Source organism: Kitasatospora sp. NPDC058243 (genome assembly GCF_042882025.1).
In the GTDB taxonomy this organism is placed as follows: Bacteria; Actinomycetota; Actinomycetes; order Streptomycetales; family Streptomycetaceae; genus Kitasatospora.
Window position 1 is genome coordinate 47739 of the sequence record NZ_JBHVWW010000004.1, and the last position, 19969, is coordinate 67707.

The following is a 19969-nucleotide window of genomic DNA, read 5'->3' on the forward strand; positions in this document are numbered from 1 at the left end:
TGGGGGTTTTCGCCACTCGGAGGGGCTACGTAAGGTTCCAACCACCTCCGTCCCGGGCGGCCCCGGAGGACACTGCCCCTTCTGGTCCCGCCGTCGTTTCGCCCGCCGTTGTGGCCCGTCGCGCCCGACACGGTGTCTACACTCCGGTGCCATGCTGGAAACTCCGCGCAGGGCACGTCAGGTGGCCACCCTCAGCCTGGTGTTCGGCGTCGTGCTGATCGCCGGGGCCGCCACCGGCGCCTGGGGCGACCCGCCACGGCACCCGGCCGCCGGCGCCGCCCCGGTCGCGGGCGCCGCCCCGGGCCTCCCGGCGGACCCGGCCGGCACCGCGCTGTCCGAGCAGCAGGCCGAGCACCTGCTCGGGGCCAACGGCGACCGCTGGGGCGCGTACTACAGCGCCCAGGAGTACGCCGCGTTCAGCCAGGGACTGGACGGCCGCTACCTGGGCGTCGGGCTCTCGGTCGGCCGCGGCGAGGACGGCGCCACCGCGGTCTCCCAGGTCGCGCCCGCCGGGCCCGCCGCCACGGCCGGGATCGAGGCCGGCGACCGGCTGCTGCGGATCGACCAGGACCAGGCCGACCACCTGCCGGTCACCGAGGTGGTGGCCCGGCTGCGCGGGCGCGACGGCGAGCGCGGGGTGGGCTCCGAGGTCACCCTCGCCGTGCGGCGCGGTGCCGGCGAGGTCCGCGAACTGCGGCTGCGGCGCGCCCTGTTGGACAGCCGACAGGTCACCGCCGAGCAGCTGGAGAAGGGCGTGCTGCGGATCGCCGTACGGGCCTTCACCAGCGGTGTGACCGATCAGGTGCGCGCCGCTCTGCGCGCCCCGCACGCCGGTGTGGTGCTCGATCTGCGCGGCAACTCGGGCGGGTTGGTCGAGGAGGCGGCCGGCACCGCCGGGATCTTCCTGGACGGCGGCCCGGTCGGCTCGTACCAGGAGCGCGGCGAGACCAGGGAGTTGACCGCCCCGCCCGGGGGCGACCAGCGCACCCCGCTGGTGGTGCTGGTCGACGGCGGCACGATGAGCGCCGCCGAACTGCTCACCGGCGCGCTCCAGGACCGCAGCCGCGCCGTGGTGGTGGGCTCCCGGACCTTCGGCAAGGGCACCGTCCAGCAGCCCAGCCGGCTCGCCGACGGCGCCGTGCTGGAGCTGACCGTCGGCCGCTACTACACCCCGGCCGGCCGCTCCCCGGAGGGCTCCGGCCTGACCCCGGACGTCCCGGCGGCGGCCGGCGAGGACGCCGACGCGCTCGCCCTGCGGGTGCTGGCCGGGCTCGGCACCCGCGCCTAAAGGGGCTGCCCCGAACCGGCCGAAGTGCGAGAATGGCCGCGCTATGGCAAAGGAAACCGGACAGAAGCTGATCGCGCAGAACAAGAAGGCGCGACACGAGTACACGATCCTCGACACCTATGAGTGCGGCCTCGTGCTCACCGGCACGGAGGTGAAGTCACTGCGCGAGGGGCGGGCCAACCTGGTCGACGGCTACGCCTACATCCAGAACCACGAGGCCTGGATCGACAACGTGTTCATCCCCGAGTACACCCAGGGGACGTGGACCAACCACGCGGCCCGGCGCAAGCGCAAGCTGCTGCTGCACCGGCTGGAGATCCGCAAGATCGAGAGCACGGTCCGCGACGCGGGCCACACGCTCGTCCCGCTCTCGCTGTACTTCAAGGACGGCCGGGTGAAGCTCGAACTGGCGCTCGCGGTCGGCAAGAAGCTCTACGACAAGCGGCAGACGCTGCGCGAGAAGCAGGACACCCGCGAGACGGCCCGCGCGGTGGCGGCCGCCCGGCGGCGCCAGAGTTAATCCGCTGGACCCTCACCCGCCGCCTCGCGTACTATGGCGTCAGCAACACGGACGGTCACCGTCCGGCTGTTTCTCAACAAAACATGGGGATGATCGGTTTCGACAGGGGATGTTGAAACAGGGGAAGCGAGCCGAGGAACGCGGCAATGATCTCGTTAACCACGTGTCGCAAAAAAATAATCGCCAACTCTAAGCGCGATTCCCAGCAGTTCGCTCTCGCTGCCTAATAAGCACCGATAGCGCTTGGGTGTCAGACCGGGGAGTTCCCGACCCGGACCCTGGCATAATCTAGGGAACTCAACCGTCCGCCCGGGCTGCGAGGGCGGATGGGAAATCAAACAGCAGCTGGGCCTGTTGGCGGCTTGTCCGTGTGACTGCCAGGGCCGAGAAAATCACAGCGGACTGCGCTCGGAGAAGCCCTGAATTAACTCCACTGGACCCGGGTTCGATTCCCGGCATCTCCACCACCCCATGTTGACAGTGGAGGCCGTCCACCGCTTTGCGGTGGGCGGCCTTCACGTTTACCCCGGTTGGGGCGTAGGATCATCCGTCCGCTCGTTTTCCGGAGCCGGATTCCGCCGCTACCACCGAGGCCATGCAGAGCAACACGGACACCACCGCCGCCACCGACCGCGAGACCGTACGCGAGCGCGAGATCGCCGGTGAGCAGCAGCACCTCGACACCGTCTACCACCGGCTGGAGGAGAAGCTTGCCGAGGCCGAGTACATCCTGGAGGACGCCGCCAAGCGGGTCCACGTCGGCACCCCCGGCGCGCTCGCCGAGCGCGACGCCCAGGTCTACCGGGCCGGCGCCCACCTCCAGCGCCTGAACAACGAGTTCGAGGACTTCCTGTTCGGCCGGATCGACCTCCAGCGGGCGGACGCCCCGGAGGAACACGGCATCCCCTCCGACACGCCGCTCGACCCGGCCGACCCGGCCGTCGCCGAGACCCTGCACATCGGCCGTCTCGGTGTGCTGGACGCCGAGTACGGGCCGCTGGTGATCGACTGGCGGGCGCCCGCCGCCGCGCCGTTCTACCGCGCCACCCCGGTCGAGCCGGGCCGGGTGGTCCGCCGCCGGGTGATCCGCTCCAAGGGGCGCAGGGTGATCGGCGTCGAGGACGACCTGCTGCGTCCCGACCTCACCCCGACCCTGAACGGCCGGGAGCTGGCGGTGGTCGGCGACGGCGCACTGATGGCCTCGCTCGGCCGCGCCCGCAGCCACTCGATGCGCGACATCGTCTCCTCCATCCAGAAGGAGCAGGACGAGGTGATCCGGGCGGCCGCCGCCGGCGCCACGCTCGTCACCGGCGGCCCGGGCACCGGCAAGACCGCCGTCGCCCTGCACCGCGCCGCGTACCTGCTGTACCAGGACCGCCGCCGCTACGCCGGGGGCATCCTGGTGGTCTCGCCGACCCCGCTGCTGGTCTCCTACACCGAGGGCGTGCTGCCCTCGCTCGGTGAGGAGGGGCAGGTCGCCATCCGCGCGGTCGGCTCGCTGGTGGACGGCATCGAGGCGGGCACCTACGACAGTCCGGAGGCGGCCCGGGTCAAGGGCTCGGGCCGGATGGTGCAGCTGCTGCGCCGGGCGGCTCGGGCCGCGCTGGAGCTGGGCGCGCCGCAGGAGCTGAAGGTGGTCGCCCGCGGCGAGGTGCTCAAGCTGGACGCGGGCCGGCTCAAGGCCGTGCGCGGCAACGTGATCGGCGCCGGCGGCACCCCGCTGAACCTGCTGCGCCCGCGCGCCCGCCGGATGCTGCTGGACGCCCTGTGGCAGGAGCTCACCCGGCACCTGCCGAAGCCGACCGACCACTACGCCCGCGAGCAGCGCCAGGAGGAGAAGGAGTCCTTCGACGAGTACGTCTCGGACGAGGCGCCGTTCCTGGACTTCCTGGACGCCTGGTGGCCCGCCGTGACCCCGCGCCGGGTGCTCGGCACGCTCAAGCAGCACCGGCACATCAACCGGATCGCCCGCCGCGCCGTCTCCCCGGACGAGGCGAGGCTGCTGGCGGCGTCCTGGCGCCAGCTGTCCCCGAACGGCGAGGGCGCGCTGTCCGCGCACGACGTCGCGCTGGTGGACGAGCTCCAGGTGCTGCTCGGCGAGGCGGCCCGGCCGAAGGTGCGCGAGGTGAACGCGGTGGACCTGCTGAGCGGGCTGGAGGAGGTCACCACCTTCGCCGACCGCAGCTCCCGTCAGCGCGAGCGCGTCCCCGTCGAGCGCACCGAGTACGCGCACGTGATCGTGGACGAGGCGCAGGACCTCACCCCGATGCAGTGGCGCATGATCGGCCGCCGGGCCCGGATGGCGACCTGGACGATCGTCGGCGACCCGGCGCAGTCCTCCTGGCCGTTCCCGCAGGAGGCGCAGGCCGCACTGGACGAGGTGCTGTCCGGCAAGCCGCGCCGCCGCTTCACGCTGACCGTCAACTACCGCAACCCGGCCGAGATCGCCGAGGTCGCGGCCAAGGTGCTGGCGCTGGCCGCGCCGGGCACCCCGTCGCCGACCGCGGTGCGCCGGGTCGGCGTCGAGCCGCGCTTCGCGGCCGTCGTGGATCCCGCCCCGGAGGCCTTCGGCGCGGCGGCCCGGGCGGAGCTGGAGCGGCTGCTGGGCGAGGTGGACGGCACCGTGGCGATCGTGGTGCCGATGGACCGCCGGGCCGAGGCGGCCGGCTGGGCCGAGGGCCTGGGCGAGCGGGCGGTGGTGCTGGGCAGCCTGGAGGCGAAGGGCCTGGAGTACGACGCGACCGTGGTGGCCGACCCGACCGGCATCGCCGGCGAGTCGGAGGCCGGCCTGCGGGTGCTGTACGTGGCGCTCACCCGGGCGACCCAGCGGCTGACCGTGCTGTCCGGTCCGGACGACCTGCCGGACGCGGCCGGCGTGCCCGCGCTGCTGCACGGCTGACGGCCGGTCCGCCGGACGAAGAAGGCCCCTCACCGGATGGTGAGGGGCCTTCAGACGTTAGTGACACCGACCCGCCATGCTCGCCTCGCGGCAAGTGGTCCCTCGAAGGGACGAAGGTTGGGCCCGGGGGCTTGGATCGAGCCGGTGTCCCGTCCAATGTAACGCATCGGCCCGGAGAGGCAAGAAGTTGTCGGGTCCACACACTCAATGAACGTTATTTCTGGCTACCCCTTGGAAGGTGCGACGATCGAGGTCTAGCATGCGCAGGCGATGCCTTCAACAAAATGTTGAACCTGCCGCACGGACGGAAGAAGGAAGCGTCGATGGCGACGGTGCCCAGTGTCTCCAACTCGATCACGGTGCGGCTGGAGGTCCCGGCCCGGGGCAACGCCGTCAGTGCGATCACCACGGCCGTGGAGTCCTCCGGCGGTTCGGTGACCGGTCTCGACGTCACCGCCTCCGGCCTGGAGGCGCTGCGGATCGACGTCACGGTGGCGGCCTCCTCGGTCGCGCACGGCGAGGAGATCGTCGAGAAGCTGCGGGCGATCGACGGCGTGTCGATCGGCAAGGTCTCGGACCGCACCTTCCTGATGCACCTCGGCGGCAAGATCGAGATGTCGTCCAAGCTCCCGATCCGCAACCGTGACGACCTCAGCATGATCTACACCCCGGGCGTCGCCCGGGTCTGCATGGCGATCGCCGAGAACCCCGAGGACGCCCGCCGCCTCACCATCAAGCGCAACAGCGTCGCCGTGGTCACCGACGGCTCGGCGGTGCTGGGCCTGGGCAACATCGGCCCGGCCGCCGCGCTGCCGGTCATGGAGGGCAAGGCGGCCCTGTTCAAGCGCTTCGCCGGGATCGACGCCTGGCCGATCTGCCTGGACACCCAGGACACCGACGAGATCGTGGCCATCGTCAAGGCGATCGCCCCCGGCTTCGCGGGCATCAACCTGGAGGACATCTCCGCGCCGCGCTGCTTCGAGATCGAGGCCCGGCTGCGCGAGGCCCTGGACATCCCGGTCTTCCACGACGACCAGCACGGCACCGCGATCGTGGTGCTGGCCGCCCTCACCAACGCGCTGAAGGTGGTCGGCAAGGAGATCAGCGACATCCGGGTGGTGATGTCGGGCGCCGGCGCCGCCGGCACCGCGATCCTCAAGCTGCTGCTGGCGGCCGGCGTCGAGCACGCCACCGTGGCGGACGTGCGCGGTGTGGTCCACCAGGGCCGGGAGGACCTCAACGACAGCCTGCGCTGGATCGCCGAGCACACCAACCGCTCGGGCCGCACCGGCAGCCTCAAGGAGGCCGTGGCGGACGCCGACGTCTTCATCGGCGTCTCGGCCCCGAACGTCCTGGACGGCGACGACCTGGCCACCATGGCCGAGGACTCGATCGTCTTCGCGCTGGCCAACCCGGACCCGGAGGTCGACCCGGCCATCGCCCGGCAGACCGCCGCCGTGGTCGCCACCGGCCGCAGCGACTTCCCCAACCAGATCAACAACGTGCTGGTCTTCCCGGGTGTCTTCCGCGGCCTCCTGGACGCCCAGAGCCGCACCGTCAACACCGAGATGATGATCGCCGCCGCCCGGGCGCTGGCCACCACCGTCGCCGACGACGAGCTGAACGCCAACTACATCATCCCGAGCGTCTTCCACAAGGACGTCGCCAAGACGGTCGCCTCGGCGGTGCGCGAGGCGGCGCTGGCGGGCGTCCAGGAGAGCACGGAGCCGGCCCGTCCGACCCCGGGCATCGTCGGCACGCTCGACGCCTCCTCCTTCCCCACCGTCAAGCTCTGACCGGCGAGGCGGCCGACGTGTCGCTGATCGGTCAAATGTCCGAATAGCGGCCTTACCCGTCCGAGTCCGCCCCGAACCCTTGCGACACAAGGGCGAGGGGCGTGTTTGGGCTTGTCGTGCCTAGGGCGTACGGTAGCCCTGCACGGGGCAGGCGTGTCCGACAAGTACGGAACGTCCCCCTGGTCTTCCGGCGCGTCGTCCCGACCGCCGCCCGGGCCCGGTCCGCCGGAGCCGACGGAGCGTCACACCTCCAACGGGCGGGGTTCGTTCGGGTGTCGTGGCCGGGGCCCGATTGGCTTTCTCGGGGCCGGTCGGGGCAGGATTCGTATCCAGGCAGGCGGACGGGCCTTCGACGGCACCGGCGCGCGGCATCGGGTACGGACCCGGCCTGCGACCACGCATTGCCTGCATGAGCACAGTGTGCGGACCTGCGGCCTATCCGGGTGCCCCCCGGTGGGAGTACCGATGGGCCCCCGCACACCGCAAGCGAACAGACCACAGGAGTACACATGAACCGCAGTGAGCTGGTGGCCGCGCTGTCCGAGCGCGCCGAGGTGACCCGCAAGGACGCCGACGCCGTTCTGGCCGCCTTCGCCGAGATCGTCGGCGAGGTCGTCGCCAAGGGCGACGAGAAGGTCACCATCCCCGGTTTCCTGACCTTCGAGCGCACCCACCGCGCCGCCCGCACCGCCCGCAACCCGCAGACCGGTGAGCCGATCCAGATCGCGGCCGGCTACAGCGCCAAGGTGAGCGCGGGCTCCAAGCTGAAGGAAGCCGCCAAGGGCGCCTGAACCACCCCTTGAACGCCCGAGAGGCCGGGCTCCCCGTCTGGGGAGCCCGGCCTCTCGTCGTAGGCCCGTAGGCCCGTAGGCCCGTAGGCCTACGGGCCCTGCGGGTCAGGCGTCGACCAGCTGCTCGGACGGCAGCTCGACGTGGGCGCCCAGGTCGCGCAGCTTGTCCATGAAGTTCTCGTAGCCGCGGTTGATCAGGTCGATGCCGTGCACGGTCGAGGTGCCCTCGGCCGCCAGCGCCGCGATCAGGTACGAGAAGCCGCCGCGCAGGTCGGGGATGACCAGCTCGGCGCCCATCAGCTTGGACGGGCCGGAGACGACCGCCGAGTGCAGGAAGTTGCGCGCGCCGAAGCGGCACGGGGTGGCGCCCAGGCACTCGCGGTACAGCTGGATGTGCGCACCCATCTGGTTGAGCGCGCCGGTGAAGCCGAGCCGCGACTCGTACACCGTCTCGTGGACGATGGACAGGCCGGTGGCCTGGGTCAGGGCGACGACCAGCGGCTGCTGCCAGTCGGTCTGGAAGCCCGGGTGCACGTCGGTCTCCAGGGCGATCGCCTTGAGCTCGCCGCCCGGGTGCCAGAAGCGGATGCCCTCGTCCTCCACCTCGAAGGCGCCGCCGACCTTCCGGAAGGTGTTCAGGAAGGTCATCATCTCCAGCTGGCGGGCGCCGCGGACGTAGATGTCGCCCCTGGTGGCCAGCGCCGCGCAGGCCCAGGAAGCGGCCTCCAGGCGGTCCGGCAGCGCGCGGTGGGTGTAGCCGCCCAGCTCGTCGACGCCGGTGATCAGGATGGTCCGGTCGGTGCCCAGGGTGATGATCGCGCCCATCTTCTGCAGCACGCAGATCAGGTCGACGATCTCCGGCTCGATGGCCGCGTTGCGCAGCTCGGTGACGCCCTCGGCGAGGACGGCGGTGAGCAGCACCTGCTCGGTCGCGCCGACCGAGGGGTAGGGCAGCTCGATCTTGGTGCCGCGCAGGCGCTGCTGGGCGACCAGGTAGGTGCCCTGCGGGTGCTTCTCGATGGTGGCGCCGAACTGGCGCAGCACCTCGAAGTGGAAGTCGACCGGGCGGCCGCCGATGTCGCAGCCGCCCAGGCCCGGGATGAAGGCGTGGCCGAGGCGGTGCAGCAGCGGGCCGCAGAACAGGATCGGGATCCGCGAGGAGCCCGCGTGCGCGTCGATGTCGGCGACGTTCGCACTCTCCACGTGCGACGGGTCGAGGATCAGCTCGCCGTCCTCGTCGCCGGTCCGCACGGTGACCCCGTGCAGCTGGAGCAGGCCGCGGACCACCTTGACGTCGCGGATGTCCGGGACGTTGCGCAGTCTGCTGGGGCCCTGGCCGAGGAGGGCGGCGACCATGGCCTTGGGCACCAGGTTCTTCGCACCGCGGACGCGGATCTCGCCTTCGAGCGGGTTTCCGCCGTGGACCAGCAGGACGTCGTCGGTCATCGTTCTCGCAATCCGGGGTGCCAGAGGGGTGGGAAGGCTCCGGTAGAGAGCCGGTGGTGGACCGGTTGGTACGGGCGCGCTCGGGCCCCCGGCAAAACCGAGTCGGCACCGTAGAAGGGCGTCCACCATCCGTAGATGGTAGTGGGCGTGCCGATGGTTCCCGTGAGCCTCTCCCGTGATGGTCCTCTCTCCGGGCTCGCTCCCGCCCGCCGGAGGGGCCGTTCGGGTGTTTGTCCGGCGTGGCGGGGTTTCGATCGTCGAGGTGTCCGACCCCGGCCGTTCTGCGGGATCATGTGGGCATGACGGCGGCCCACTCGCACGCAGGACGGTCCCACACCGGCCGTCTGCTCGTCGCGACGCCCCTGCTCACCGACCCGAACTTCGCCCGGGCGGTGGTGCTGCTCCTCGACCACGACGTCGAGGGGGCGCTCGGTGTGGTCCTCAACCGGCCGACGCCGGTCGAGGTGGGCAGCGTCCTGGACGGCTGGGGGCGGCTGGTCGGGCAGCCCGCCGTGGTGTTCCAGGGCGGACCGGTGGCGCTGGACTCGGCGCTCGGCCTCGCCGTGGCGCCGGGGGAGCCGGGCACCGGCGAGCCGCTCGGCTGGCGGCGGGTGCACGGCGCGATCGGCCTGGTGGACCTGGAGGCGCCGCCCGAGGTGCTGGCCGGCGAGCTGGGCGCGCTGCGGATCTTCGCCGGGTACGCCGGCTGGTCGCCGGGCCAGCTGGAGACGGAGCTGGGGAGCGGCGCCTGGTACCTGGTGGACTGCGAGCCGGGGGACATCTCCAGCCCGGAACCGGAGCGGCTGTGGCGCTCGGTGCTGCGCCGCCAGCGCGGCCCGCTGGCGCTGCTCGCGACCTATCCGGACGACCCGACGCTGAACTGACGTACGGGCCGCCGTCGCGATACTGGCCGGGTTTCGCGGGGCGCCCATAGACTTGGCACCTATGAGCACTCTTGAGCCCGAGCGCGGCCTCGGCACCGGCACCCTGGTCGAGCCCGTCCCCCAGGTGTCCCACGGGGACGGCGACCACGAGCGCTTCGCGCACTACGTCCAGAAGGACAAGATCATGGAGAGCGCGCTCTCCGGCTCGCCCGTGGTGGCGCTCTGCGGCAAGGTCTGGGTGCCCGGGCGCGACCCGAAGAAGTACCCGGTCTGCCCGATGTGCAAGGAGATCTACGACGGCATCGGCAAGCCGCAGGGCGGCGACGACAACAACGGCGGCAAGTAGCACCGGCCGCCGCGGGCCGGTGCCCGGCGCCGTTGTGCACGGTGTGGTTGTGCACAGTGCCGTTTTGCATAGTGCCGAGTTTCCGAAGTGGTCTATGCCAGTCGTCCGGGGCGGGGGCAGGATGTCGGAATGGACCTCATTCCCGTGCCTTCGAGTGCCGTCCGCCGCCCGGACGAGGACTTCCCCCTCGACGACGCCACCACGCTGACCGCGCCGCCCGGGCTGGCCGACGCCGAGCGGTGGCTGCGCACCACGCTGACCGCGGCCACCGGGCTGCCGCTCGGCCCGGGCCGGCCGGGCACGGGCATCGAACTGGTCCAGGACGACGCGCTGGCCGCCGAGGCGTACCGGATCACGGTGCGCCCCGGCCACGCCCTGGTGGCCGCGGGCGGGCCGGCCGGTGCGCTGTGGGGCGCGCAGACCCTGCGGCAGCTGCTCGGCCCGGACGCCTTCCGCCGGTCCCCGCTGCGCGGCACCGGATGGGTGCTGCCCGGCGCGGACATCGAGGACGCCCCCCGGTTCGGCTGGCGCGGCGCGCTGCTCGACGTCGCCCGGCACTTCCTGCCCAAGTCGGACGTGCTGCGCTTCGTCGACCTGCTGGCCGCGCACAAGCTCAACGTGCTGCACCTGCACCTGACCGACGACCAGGGCTGGCGGGTGGAGATCAAGCGCTACCCCGGCCTGACCGGGCGCGGCGCCTGGCGGGACCGCTCGATGGTCGGCTACCGGGCCGGCCAGCGCCGCGACGACCGCCCGCACGGCGGCTACTACACCCAGGACGACCTGCGCGAGATCGTCGCCTACGCGGCCGCGCGCGGGGTCACCGTCGTCCCGGAGGTCGACCTGCCCGGGCACACCCAGGCCGCCGTCGCGGCCTACCCCGAGTTGGGCAACACCGACGTGGTGGACACCGCGGCGCTAGGCGTCTGGACGGACTGGGGCGTCAGCCACAACGTGCTCAACGCCTCCGAGGACACCCTGCGCTTCTTCGAGGGCGTGCTGGAGGAGGTCCTGGAGCTCTTCCCGTCCGAGTTCATCCACCTCGGCGGCGACGAGTGCCCCAAGGAGCAGTGGAAGGACAGCGCGGCCGCCCAGGCGCGGATCCGCGAGCTCGGCCTGGCCAACGAGGACGAGCTGCAGAGCTTCGTGATCCGGCACTTCGACCGCTGGCTGGCCGAGCGCGGCCGCCGGCTGATCGGCTGGGACGAGATCCTGGAGGGCGGGCTCGCCCCGGGCGCCGCCGTCTCCTCCTGGCGCGGGTTCGGCGGCGGGATCGCCGCGGCCAAGGCCGGGCACGACGTGGTGATGTGCCCCGAGCAGCACGTCTACTTCGACCACCGGCAGGCCGACGGCCCGGACGAGCCGATCCCGGTCGGGTTCGTGCGCACGCTGGAGGACGTGTACCGCTTCGAGCCGGTGCCCGGGCAACTGGACGAGACGGCCGCCCGGCACGTGATCGGCACCCAGGCCAACCTGTGGAGCGAGTTCATGGACAGCGCCCGGGACATCGACTACCGGGCCTTCCCCCGGCTGGTGGCCTTCGCCGAGGTCGCCTGGTCCGACCTGCCCACCGATCCGGCCGAGCGCGACTACGCCGGCTTCCAGCACCGGCTGGAGGCGCACCTGAAGGTGCTGGACGCGCTCGGCGTGGAGTACCGCCCGGCGGACGGCCCGCACCCCTGGCAGCGCTGGCCCGGGGTGGCCGGCCGGCCGATCGAGGGCCCGCCGCCGGTGCGCTGAGCGCGACGGACTTGCCCTTGCGGGAACTTCTGAGTGGTCATCTGACGTCAAGAACAGATGAACATCTGCCCAGGTCCGGTTCGGGCCTGGGCAGATACCGCCCGGTATCCGTCCCAATCGGGCAGTCCCGTTCACCTGCCCCGAAATGATCATCGAGCATTGTGTGCCAGAGTTGCCCAACCCGGCCCGATCGCCCGTACCCTACGGGCCAGGCCGGGCTGCTGACGCGGACACCACGGCCGAAGGCCGCGGGCGGCAGCCGATCGATGAGCAAGTGGAGCACGGTGGGACCCAGGTGAACCGGACGATCATGCTGCCGGCCTCCCTCGACGAGGCCGTCGACGCGCTGGCCGCCACCCCGGCCGCGGTACCGGTGGCCGGCGCCACCGACCTGATGGAAGCCGTCAACGCCGGACGGCTACGCCCCGCCGCCCTGGTCGGCCTCGGCCGGATCACCGAACTGCGCGGCTGGCGCTACGAGGACGGCGGCACCGCCGTCCTCGGCGCCGGACTCACCCACGCCCGGATGGACCGCCCCGACTTCGCCGCGCTCATCCCCGCGCTCGCGGACGCCGCCCGCACCGCCGGCCCGCCGCAGGTCCGCAACGTCGGCACCCTCGGCGGCAACATCGTCACCGCCGCCCCGGCCGGCGACACCCTCCCGGTGCTCACCGCCCTGGAGGCCAGCGTCACCCTCGCCCGGGCCGGCGCCAGCCGCGAGGTGCCGGTCAGTCACCTGCTCACCGGCCTCGACCCGGTGCGCCCCGGCGAACTCCTCACCTGGGTGCGCGTCCCGCTGCTGCACGCCCCGCAGGTCTTCCTCAAGGCCACCGGCCGCAGCGGCCCGGCCCGCGCCACCGCCTCCGTCGCGCTGGTCCTCGACCCCGCCCGGCGCGCCGTGCGCTGCGCGGTCGGCGCCGTCGCGCCCGTGCCGCTGCGCCCGCTGGAGGCCGAGGCCTGGGTCGCCGGCTGCATCGACTGGGACGGCAGCCGGGAGATCGACCCGGCCGCGACCGCCGCCTTCGGCGAGTACGTGGCCGCCGCCTGCGTCCCCGACAGCTACGGCGCCGAAGGCGCCTGGGAGGCCGCGACCGAGGGGCCGAGCGCGGCCGCCGTTCGGCTGCGGCGTACCGTATCGGTGCTGGCCCGACGGGCACTGGGAAGGGCGCTGAAGTGACCACAGACCCCATCGAGACCCTCGACGCCGACCCGCTCGGCCTCACCCCGCAGGTCAGCCGCGAGCTGCGCCCGTGCGCCTCGTACACCTTGCGGGTCAACGGTTTCGAACGGCCCGTCACCGACGCCTGGATCGGCGAGAGCCTGCTCTACGTGCTGCGCGAGCGGCTCGGCCTGGCCGGCGCCAAGGACGGCTGCGAGCAGGGCGAGTGCGGGGCCTGCTCGGTGCAGGTGGACGGCCAGCTGGTGGCCGGCTGCCTGGTGCCCGCCGCGCTGGCCGCCGACAGCGAGATCAACACCGTCGAGGGCCTGTCGGCCGCCGGCGGCGCGAGCGACGTCCAGCAGGCGCTGGCCGAGTCCGGCGCGGTGCAGTGCGGCTACTGCACCCCCGGCATGGCGATGGCGGTGCACGACCTGCTCCAGCGCAACCACCGCCCGACCGAGGTCGAGGCCCGCCAGGCGCTCTGCGGCAACCTCTGCCGCTGCACCGGCTACCGCGGCGTGCTGGCCGCCGTCCAGAGCATCGCCGACGCGCGCGCCGAGGACGTCGAGGAGGCGGAGGAGACGGCCGCCGCGACCGCCGCCCAGGCCGCCTCACCGGCCACCGACCAGCCCGCCGACCAGCCCGCCGGGGAAGCGGCCGCCGGACCGCAGCAGGCCGCCGAACCGCCGGTCTACGCCGACGCCGACGCCTGGATCGAGCACGTCCCGCAGCCGCCCGCCGAGCAGCCCCCGGCCGGCGCCGACCAGCCGTACGGCGACGGCCAGGGCGGCTACGACACCGGCGTGTACGACACCGCCGTCCTGACGCCGGTCCAGGGCATCCCCGCCCAGACCGCCGACGACCAGGTGTACTACCCGCCGCAGGGCTACCCCGAGCAGCCGTACCAGGGCACCCCCGCCCACGGCACCTACGTGCCCGGCGGCTACCCGCAGCAGAACGGCTACGACGCCGGGTACGACGCCCCGGTCTACGAACCCACCCCCGCGCACGGCACGCCGCTGCCCGGGGCCGCCTTCGACGGCACGCCCCCGCACGGCACGCCCTACGTCGCCACGCCCCCGCACGGCGATCCGGCCGGCGGCACCGCCCCGGCCGGCGTCCCGTACGGCGCCACCCCCGCCCACGGCATCCGGCTCCCCGAGGACGACCACGCATCATGACGTCGCCTACCGACATCGGCGCAGCACTCCAGCAGGACGGCGGCGAGGGCGGCGCACCGGAGCCGTTCGGCCTGGGCAGCTCACCGCTGCGCAGCGACGCGCTGCCCAAGGCGCTCGGCATCTACCCGTACGCGGCCGACCTGTGGGCCGAGGGGCTGCTCTGGGGCGCGGTGCTGCGCTCGCCGCACCCGCACGCCCGGATCAGGGGCATCGACACCGCGGCCGCGCTCGCGCTGCCCGGCGTGCACGCCGTGGTCACCGCCGCCGACCTGCCGCCCGGCCCGGACGGAGCCCCGGACGGCGCCCCGGCCGGGCCGATCGTCGCCGACCGGCCGGTGCTGGCCGCGGGCGTGGTGCGCCACCACGGCGAGCCGATCGCCGCGGTGGCCGCCGACCACCCGGACACCGCCCGGCTGGCGGTCGGTCTGATCGCGGTCGACTACGAGCCGCTGGAGGCCGTCACCGACCCCGAGCAGGCCTTCACCGCCCCGTCGCTGCACCCGGACGGCAACCTGTTCCGCCACCTGCCGCTGCGCACCGGGGACCCGGACGCGGCCGGCGAGATCATCATCGAGGGCCTCTACCAGGTCGGCCGTCAGGACCCGGCCCCGCTCGGCGCCGAGGCCGGGCTGGCCGTGCCGCGCCCGGACGGCGGCGTCGAACTTCACCTGTCCTCCACCGACCCGCACGGCGACCGCGACCGCACCGCCGCCTGCCTCGGCCTGGAGCCCGACCGGGTCCGGCTGGTGGTCACCGGCGTGCCCGGGGCCACCACCGACCGCGAGGACCTCTCCTTCCAGGTCACCCTGGCGCTGCTGGCGCTGCGCACCGGCCGCCCGGTGAAGATGACCCTCACCCGCGAGGAGTCCTTCCACACCCACCCCTCGCGCCACCCCGCGCTGCTGCGCTACCGCCACCACGCCGACGCCGAGGGCACCCTGGTGAAGGTCGAGGCGCAGATCCTGCTGGACGGCGGCGCGTACGCGGACGTCTCCGCCGAGGCGCTGGCCGCCGCCACCGCGTTCTCGGTCGGCCCGTACGTCTGCCCGAACGTCTTCGTGGACGCCTGGGCGGTGCGCACCAACAACCCGCCGGCCGGGCGGATGCGCGGCGAGGGCGCGTTGCAGGCCTGCTTCGCCTACGAGTCGCAGCTGGACCAGCTGGCCGCCCGGATCGGCGTGGACCCGGTGGAGATCCGCCGCCGCAACGCGATGGCCACCGGCGACCCGATGCCCACCGGACAGGCCGTCACCTGCCCGGCGCCGGTCGGCGCGCTGCTGGAGGCCGTCGCGGCCGAGCCGCTGCCGGCCCTGCCGGTGGACGACCCGGACGCCGAGTGGCTGCTGCCGGGCGGGCCCGGTGGCGCCGGCGACCCGGCGGCGGTGCGGCGCGGGATCGGCTACGCCGTCGGCATGGTGCACATGCTCGGCGCCGAGGGCGAGGACGAGGTCTCCACCGCCACCGTGCGGGTCAGCGGCGACCACGCCACGGTGATCTGCGCGGCCGTCGACTCCGGACAGGGCTTCGCCACGCTGGCCCGGCAGATCGTGCAGACCGTGCTGGGCGTCAGCGAGGTGTACATCGCGCCGGCCGACAGCGACCAGTCGATCGCCGGTCCCTCCGCCCGCGGCCGGCACACCTGGGTCTCCGGCGGCGCCGTCGAGCGCGCCGCGCTGATGGTCCGCCACCAGCTGCTGCAGCCGATCGCCGCCAACTTCGGGATGTCGGTGGAACTGCTGCAGATCGCCGACGGCAAGATCACCTCGTACGACGGGGTGCTCGGCATGCCGGTCGCCGAGGCGCTGGAGGGCAAGGAGCTCTGGGCGACGGCCCAGTGCCGCCCGCACCCTACCGAGCCGCTGGACGAGTCCGGGCAGGGCGACGCCTTCGTGTCGATCGCGTTCTGCGCGATGCGCGCGGTGGTGGACGTGGACATCGAACTGGGCGCCGTCCGGGTGGTCGAGATGACGGTCGCCCAGGACGTCGGCCGGGCGCTGAACCCGCGGCAGATCGAGGACCGGATCGAGGCGGGCGTGGCCCAGGGCGTCGGCCTGGCGCTGCTGGAGGACCTGCGCACCGAGGGCGGCGTGCTGCTGAACCCCTCGCTCACCGGCTACCGGCTGCCCACTGCGCTGGACACCCCGCAGGTGCGGATCGCCGCCCTGCTGGAGGAGCGGGACGTGGTCGCCACCTTCGGGGCCAAGGCGGTCAGCGCCGCCCCCGCGGTGGTCGCCCCGGCGGCCGTGGCCGCCGCCGTCCGGGCGGCCACCGGTCTGCCGGTCGGCCGGCTGCCGATCCGGCCGGAGGACGCGGTCGCGGTCTGACGGGCGGGGGCGGCGGTTTCGGCCGACCGCCCCGGAAATGGCGGAAACAGGAATTGCCGGTCGACGGAATGTCGACCGGCAATTCCATTTCCGGCGAGGCCATGACGGGAATCGAACCCGTGTACACCGCTTTGCAGACGGTTCCCTAAGCCACTCGGGCACACGGCCAGTGAATTCATAGTGGCGGAATGCGCGGGGGGCCGTCAACGGTGGAATGTAAATTCTGTATGGCGGCTTGTGCTACGGTCGGAACCAGGTGGTCGGTTGCCCGGCCGCCCCGGACGAGCGCGTCGTACCCGGTGACGACAAGACGGCGCAGTTCAGCGGCAATCCGGCCGCTGTGGACTGCGGAGGTAGGCCGTCATGGCATGGCTCGTTCTGATCATCTCGGGTGTCCTGGAGACCGTGTGGGCGGTGGCCCTGGAGTCGTCCAAGGGCTTTTCCCGGCTCACCCCCAGCCTCGTCTTCGGTGTGACCCTGCTGCTGAGCATGGGCGGGCTGGCGTACGCGATGCGCACCATTCCGATCGGCACCGGCTACGCGGTCTGGGTCGGCATCGGCGCGGTCGGCACCGCGCTCTACGGCATGGCCGTCCTGGGGGACGCGGTGACGGCGGCCCGGATCGGCTGCCTGCTGCTCATCGTCTCCGGCGTGGTCGGCCTGAAGGTGCTCCACTGACCGCCGGCTGAGCTTCCCCCTGACCCTGGTCCTAAGCCCTGCGGACTAGCTGATCACCGACTCGGGTCAGGGGTCATGAAGCCAGACGGCCCTTACGATGTTACGTATGACCACTGCCTCCCCCACCTCGGTCGACTCCGCCCCGATACCCTCCGAACCCGACCCCGGTGGCGGGGTCCTCAGTGGCCGCTACCGCGCTCTGACGCTGGGGATCGTGTCGGTGGTCCTGGTGATCGCCTTCGAGGCGACCGCCGTCAACACCGCGATGCCGACCGCGGCCCGCCAGCTGAACGGCATCGGGCTGTACGCCTTCGCCTTCTCCGGCTACTTCACCACCACGCTGTTCGCGCTGGTCGTCTCCGGGCAGTGGTGCGACCGGCGCGGGCCGTTGCAGCCGCTGTTCACCGGCATCGCGGTGTTCGGCGTGGGCCTGGTGGTGGCCGGGACGGCGCCGGGCATGTGGGTGTTCGTGGCCGGGCGGGCGGTCCAGGGCCTGGGCGGCGGGCTGGTGATCGTCGCGCTGTACGTGGTGGTCGGCCGGGCCTACCCGGAGCGGCTGCGGCCGGCGGTGTTCGCGGCCTTCTCCTCGGCCTGGGTGCTGCCCTCGATCATCGGGCCGCTGGTCTCCGGCGCGATCACCCAGCACCTCGGCTGGCGCTGGGTGTTCCTGGCCGTGCCGGTGCTGATCCTGCTGCCGCTGGCCGTGATGGGCCCCGCGCTGACCCGCTCCGAGCGGGAACACCCGGTGGCCAGGGGCGCGGACTTCGACCGCCGGCGCACCCTGCTGGCCGCGATGGCGGCGCTCGGTGCCGGCCTGCTGCAGTACGCGGGCGGGCGGCACGACCTGATCGGGCTGCTCCCCGGGACCGTCGGGGCGGCGCTGCTGGTGCCGGCCGTCCTGGGGCTGTTGCCCGAGCGGACCCTGCGGGCCGGTCGGGGGCTGCCGGCGGTGATCCTGCTGCGCGGACTGGCGGCCGGGGCGTTCCTCGGGGCCGAGGCCTTCGTCCCGCTGATGATGACCACCGAGCGCGGCCTCTCGCCGACGATGTCGGGGCTCACCCTGACCAGCGGCGGGCTCACCTGGGCGCTGGGCTCCTGGCTGCAGGGGCGGCCGGGGGCCGAGCGCTACCGCGAGGCGATGATCCGGGGCGGGTTCGTGCTGACCGCAGTGGCGATCGCGGGCGCCGCGCTGGTGCTGGTCCCGGCGGTGCCGGCCTGGGTGGCGGCGGTGGCCTGGGGAGTCGGCGGCATCGGGATGGGACTGACAGTCGCGAGCGTCAGCGTGCTGATGATGAAGCTCTCCGCGCCGGAGGACGCCGGGGTGAACTCGGCGGCCCTGCAGATGAGCGACGCGCTGGGCAACGTCCTGCTGACGGGCCTGGCGGGGGTGATGTTCGCGGTGCTTGGCGGCGGTTCGCTCGCCGCCGCCCACGAGGGTGCCGGGGCCGCCGGCTCGTCCGGTGCCGCCGGGTCGCCCTTGGCGTTCGCGGTGATCCTGCTGGCCATGGCCGGCGTGGCGCTGCTGGGGGCGCTGCTCTCCGGCCGGGTCCGGACCAGGTCCTGAGGGTCAGCCGCCGGCGGCGGGCACCGGCGGTGCCCCGGGGGTGCCGAGGAAGGCCTCCCAGCCGCCGGTCGGCGCCTGGCCCGGGGCGAGGCCCTGGAGCTTGCGCAGCACCGCCGGGTCCTGGGCGTCCAGCCAGTCCACCAGTTGGCGGAACGAGACCAGCCGGACCTCCGGCTTGTCCGCGATCGTCCGGAGCACGTCCTCGACGGCGTTCATGTAGATGCCGCCGTTCCACTCCTCGAAGTGGTTGCCGATGACGTAGGGCGCCCGGTTGCCGTTGTAGGTGCGGTCGAAGCCCAGCAGGTAGGAGTCGCGGGCCTGGGCCTGGAAGCCCGGGTAGAGCGCCGGGTCGGCCTTGGTGTTGGGGCCGCACTGGTTGTACATGATGTTGTAGTCCATCGACAGCACCTGGAAGGTGTGCCCGGGGAAGGGGATGGACTGCAGCGGGAGGTCCCAGAGCGCGCCGCCCTGGATCTTCTGCGGCCACACCTGGGTGCCGTTGCCGCTGCTGTCGTAGCGCCAGCCGCGCTTGACCGCGGTGGGCAGCAGGTTGCGCTGGCCCTCCAGGCAGGGGGTGCGGCTGCCGATCAGCTCCCTGTGGTAGTCGAAGGGCAGCGCCGGCAGGTCGGTGAAGCCGGTGTTGGTGCGCCAGTTCGTCACGAAGTCCATGGCCTGCTGGATCTCGCTGTCCCACTCCTCCGGGGACCACTTGCCGACGCCGGTGGAGCCGCAGAAGTGGCCGTTGAAGTGGGTGCCGATCTCGTGGCCCTCCAGCCAGGCCGCGTGCACGTTCTCCAGGGTGTCGTGGATGTGCTGGTCGGTGAGGTAGCCGATCTCGGAGGCGCCGACCTTGTGCTGCGGGGGGCGGTAGAGGTCCTTCTTGGACTCGGGCAGCAGGTAGAGACCGCTGAGGAAGAAGGTCATCGAGGCGTTGTGCTCCTGCGCCAGCCGGCGGAAGCGGGCGAACAGGCCGTTGTCGAGTTCGCCGGCGCCGTCCCAGGAGAAGACCACGAACTGCGGCGGCCTCTCGCCGGCCTTGAGCCGCTCGGGGGTGGGCTGGTGGGGCTGGGCCCCGGTGTCGGAGGTGGAGCCGTCGCCGATCAGGACGGCCTGCGGCTCGGCGGTGTCCGTGGGGCCGGCACTCTGGTCGACGGCCGCGCCGGTGGGGGGGACGGCCGAGCCGATCATCGGCTTGTCGGCGCTGTTGCTTCCACAGCCGGTCGCCAGGGTGGCGGCGGAGGCCGCACCGGCGGCCAGCAGGGTGCGGCGGGAGAGAGCGGCCATGGTCACTCCGTTCATGAGGCGTTCGGCAGGCGTACAGGCGTGCGGAAATCCGGTCGGACAAGTGGGGTG

15 protein-coding genes, 1 tRNA gene, 1 other RNA gene and 1 riboswitch are annotated in these 19969 nt (G+C 72.9%); of the genes, 14 read left to right on the forward strand and 3 right to left on the reverse strand.

The window, feature by feature from the left end; translation table 11 throughout:
• The first annotated feature begins 151 nt into the window (after window positions 1-151).
• From ACFVX9_RS04440 to ACFVX9_RS04465, 6 genes are all read left to right on the forward strand, one after another.
• Window positions 152-1288, forward strand: a complete 1137-nt coding sequence (locus ACFVX9_RS04440) for a S41 family peptidase (RefSeq protein ID WP_063349175.1) — start codon at window positions 152-154, stop codon at window positions 1286-1288.
• A 43-nt stretch (window positions 1289-1331) separates the two neighbouring features.
• Complete coding sequence (gene smpB, locus ACFVX9_RS04445; protein WP_380380781.1) at window positions 1332-1808, forward strand: SsrA-binding protein SmpB; 477 nt, start codon at window positions 1332-1334, stop codon at window positions 1806-1808.
• Between the two features lie 85 nt (window positions 1809-1893).
• Window positions 1894-2275, forward strand: a transfer-messenger RNA (tmRNA) gene (gene ssrA / locus ACFVX9_RS04450).
• A gap of 128 nt (window positions 2276-2403) precedes the next feature.
• Entirely contained in the window at window positions 2404-4707 is a 2304-nt protein-coding gene (locus ACFVX9_RS04455; protein WP_380479570.1) for a HelD family protein, read from the forward strand.
• Between the two features lie 323 nt (window positions 4708-5030).
• Window positions 5031-6503 carry an NAD-dependent malic enzyme gene (locus ACFVX9_RS04460; RefSeq protein ID WP_063349178.1) on the forward strand — a complete coding sequence of 491 codons (1473 nt, stop codon included), beginning with the start codon at window positions 5031-5033 and terminating at the stop codon, window positions 6501-6503.
• A 509-nt stretch (window positions 6504-7012) separates the two neighbouring features.
• The gene (locus tag ACFVX9_RS04465) at window positions 7013-7294 is read left to right on the forward strand and encodes an HU family DNA-binding protein (RefSeq protein WP_030059737.1); all 282 of its coding nucleotides are present in this window, start codon (window positions 7013-7015) and stop codon (window positions 7292-7294) included.
• A 105-nt stretch (window positions 7295-7399) separates the two neighbouring features.
• On the opposite strand, the gene murA is transcribed toward ACFVX9_RS04465, so the two are convergent.
• Window positions 7400-8740, reverse strand: a complete 1341-nt coding sequence (murA, locus tag ACFVX9_RS04470; RefSeq protein ID WP_063349179.1) for a UDP-N-acetylglucosamine 1-carboxyvinyltransferase — start codon at window positions 8738-8740, stop codon at window positions 7400-7402.
• A 299-nt stretch (window positions 8741-9039) separates the two neighbouring features.
• Here murA and ACFVX9_RS04475 point away from each other — a divergent pair, with 299 nt between their 5' ends.
• The 6 genes from ACFVX9_RS04475 (at window position 9040) to ACFVX9_RS04500 (ending at window position 16374) form a co-directional block, all read left to right on the forward strand.
• Window positions 9040-9624 (forward strand): YqgE/AlgH family protein, encoded by a 585-nt coding sequence (locus ACFVX9_RS04475; RefSeq protein ID WP_063349180.1) that lies wholly within the window; start codon window positions 9040-9042, stop codon window positions 9622-9624.
• Window positions 9625-9685: 61 nt separating this feature from the next.
• A complete protein-coding gene (locus tag ACFVX9_RS04480; protein ID WP_063349181.1) occupies window positions 9686-9970 on the forward strand; it encodes a DUF3039 domain-containing protein in 285 nt (94 codons plus the stop codon).
• A gap of 129 nt (window positions 9971-10099) precedes the next feature.
• Window positions 10100-11710: a beta-N-acetylhexosaminidase gene (locus ACFVX9_RS04485; protein WP_387980360.1), complete on the forward strand. Its 1611-nt coding sequence runs from the start codon at window positions 10100-10102 to the stop codon at window positions 11708-11710.
• Between the two features lie 310 nt (window positions 11711-12020).
• The gene (locus ACFVX9_RS04490; RefSeq protein WP_363370383.1) at window positions 12021-12887 is read left to right on the forward strand and encodes an FAD binding domain-containing protein; all 867 of its coding nucleotides are present in this window, start codon (window positions 12021-12023) and stop codon (window positions 12885-12887) included.
• Window positions 12884-14050 (forward strand): 2Fe-2S iron-sulfur cluster-binding protein, encoded by a 1167-nt coding sequence (locus tag ACFVX9_RS04495; RefSeq protein ID WP_380479575.1) that lies wholly within the window; start codon window positions 12884-12886, stop codon window positions 14048-14050. Before ACFVX9_RS04490 ends, ACFVX9_RS04495 begins: the two co-directional genes overlap by 4 nt.
• The gene (locus ACFVX9_RS04500; protein ID WP_363370322.1) at window positions 14047-16374 is read left to right on the forward strand and encodes a xanthine dehydrogenase family protein molybdopterin-binding subunit; all 2328 of its coding nucleotides are present in this window, start codon (window positions 14047-14049) and stop codon (window positions 16372-16374) included. The genes ACFVX9_RS04495 and ACFVX9_RS04500 overlap by 4 nt, the downstream gene beginning before the upstream one ends.
• Window positions 16375-16470: 96 nt before the next feature.
• Here ACFVX9_RS04500 and ACFVX9_RS04505 read toward each other — a convergent pair.
• Window positions 16471-16542: transfer RNA gene (locus ACFVX9_RS04505), tRNA-Cys, on the reverse strand.
• 85 nt (window positions 16543-16627) lie between these two features.
• A riboswitch (guanidine-III (ykkC-III) riboswitch) is annotated at window positions 16628-16694 on the forward strand.
• A 43-nt stretch (window positions 16695-16737) separates the two neighbouring features.
• Between ACFVX9_RS04505 and ACFVX9_RS04510 the strand changes: the two genes are divergently transcribed.
• Window positions 16738-17052 carry a multidrug efflux SMR transporter gene (locus ACFVX9_RS04510; RefSeq protein ID WP_063349183.1) on the forward strand — a complete coding sequence of 105 codons (315 nt, stop codon included), beginning with the start codon at window positions 16738-16740 and terminating at the stop codon, window positions 17050-17052.
• A gap of 106 nt (window positions 17053-17158) precedes the next feature.
• Window positions 17159-18616 carry an MFS transporter gene (locus tag ACFVX9_RS04515; RefSeq protein ID WP_387980363.1) on the forward strand — a complete coding sequence of 486 codons (1458 nt, stop codon included), beginning with the start codon at window positions 17159-17161 and terminating at the stop codon, window positions 18614-18616.
• 3 nt (window positions 18617-18619) lie between these two features.
• Here the strand turns inward: ACFVX9_RS04515 and ACFVX9_RS04520 are convergent, their stop codons facing one another.
• Window positions 18620-19900 carry a hypothetical protein gene (locus ACFVX9_RS04520; RefSeq protein WP_380493904.1) on the reverse strand — a complete coding sequence of 427 codons (1281 nt, stop codon included), beginning with the start codon at window positions 19898-19900 and terminating at the stop codon, window positions 18620-18622.
• Between the last annotated feature and the right edge of the window lie 69 nt (window positions 19901-19969).

Coding starts and splice junctions, on each gene's coding strand:
- ACFVX9_RS04500 (WP_363370322.1), top strand. CDS start 14,047: ATGACGTCGCCTACCGACATCGGCGCAGCACTCCAGCAGGACGGCGGC.
- ACFVX9_RS04475 (WP_063349180.1), top strand. CDS start 9,040: ATGACGGCGGCCCACTCGCACGCAGGACGGTCCCACACCGGCCGTCTG.
- ACFVX9_RS04510 (WP_063349183.1), top strand. CDS start 16,738: ATGGCATGGCTCGTTCTGATCATCTCGGGTGTCCTGGAGACCGTGTGG.
- ACFVX9_RS04485 (WP_387980360.1), top strand. CDS start 10,100: ATGGACCTCATTCCCGTGCCTTCGAGTGCCGTCCGCCGCCCGGACGAG.
- murA (WP_063349179.1), bottom strand. CDS start 8,740: ATGACCGACGACGTCCTGCTGGTCCACGGCGGAAACCCGCTCGAAGGC.
- ACFVX9_RS04515 (WP_387980363.1), top strand. CDS start 17,159: ATGACCACTGCCTCCCCCACCTCGGTCGACTCCGCCCCGATACCCTCC.
- ACFVX9_RS04480 (WP_063349181.1), top strand. CDS start 9,686: ATGAGCACTCTTGAGCCCGAGCGCGGCCTCGGCACCGGCACCCTGGTC.
- smpB (WP_380380781.1), top strand. CDS start 1,332: ATGGCAAAGGAAACCGGACAGAAGCTGATCGCGCAGAACAAGAAGGCG.
- ACFVX9_RS04440 (WP_063349175.1), top strand. CDS start 152: ATGCTGGAAACTCCGCGCAGGGCACGTCAGGTGGCCACCCTCAGCCTG.
- ACFVX9_RS04490 (WP_363370383.1), top strand. CDS start 12,021: ATGCTGCCGGCCTCCCTCGACGAGGCCGTCGACGCGCTGGCCGCCACC.
- ACFVX9_RS04520 (WP_380493904.1), bottom strand. CDS start 19,900: ATGGCCGCTCTCTCCCGCCGCACCCTGCTGGCCGCCGGTGCGGCCTCC.
- ACFVX9_RS04465 (WP_030059737.1), top strand. CDS start 7,013: ATGAACCGCAGTGAGCTGGTGGCCGCGCTGTCCGAGCGCGCCGAGGTG.
- ACFVX9_RS04455 (WP_380479570.1), top strand. CDS start 2,404: ATGCAGAGCAACACGGACACCACCGCCGCCACCGACCGCGAGACCGTA.
- ACFVX9_RS04460 (WP_063349178.1), top strand. CDS start 5,031: ATGGCGACGGTGCCCAGTGTCTCCAACTCGATCACGGTGCGGCTGGAG.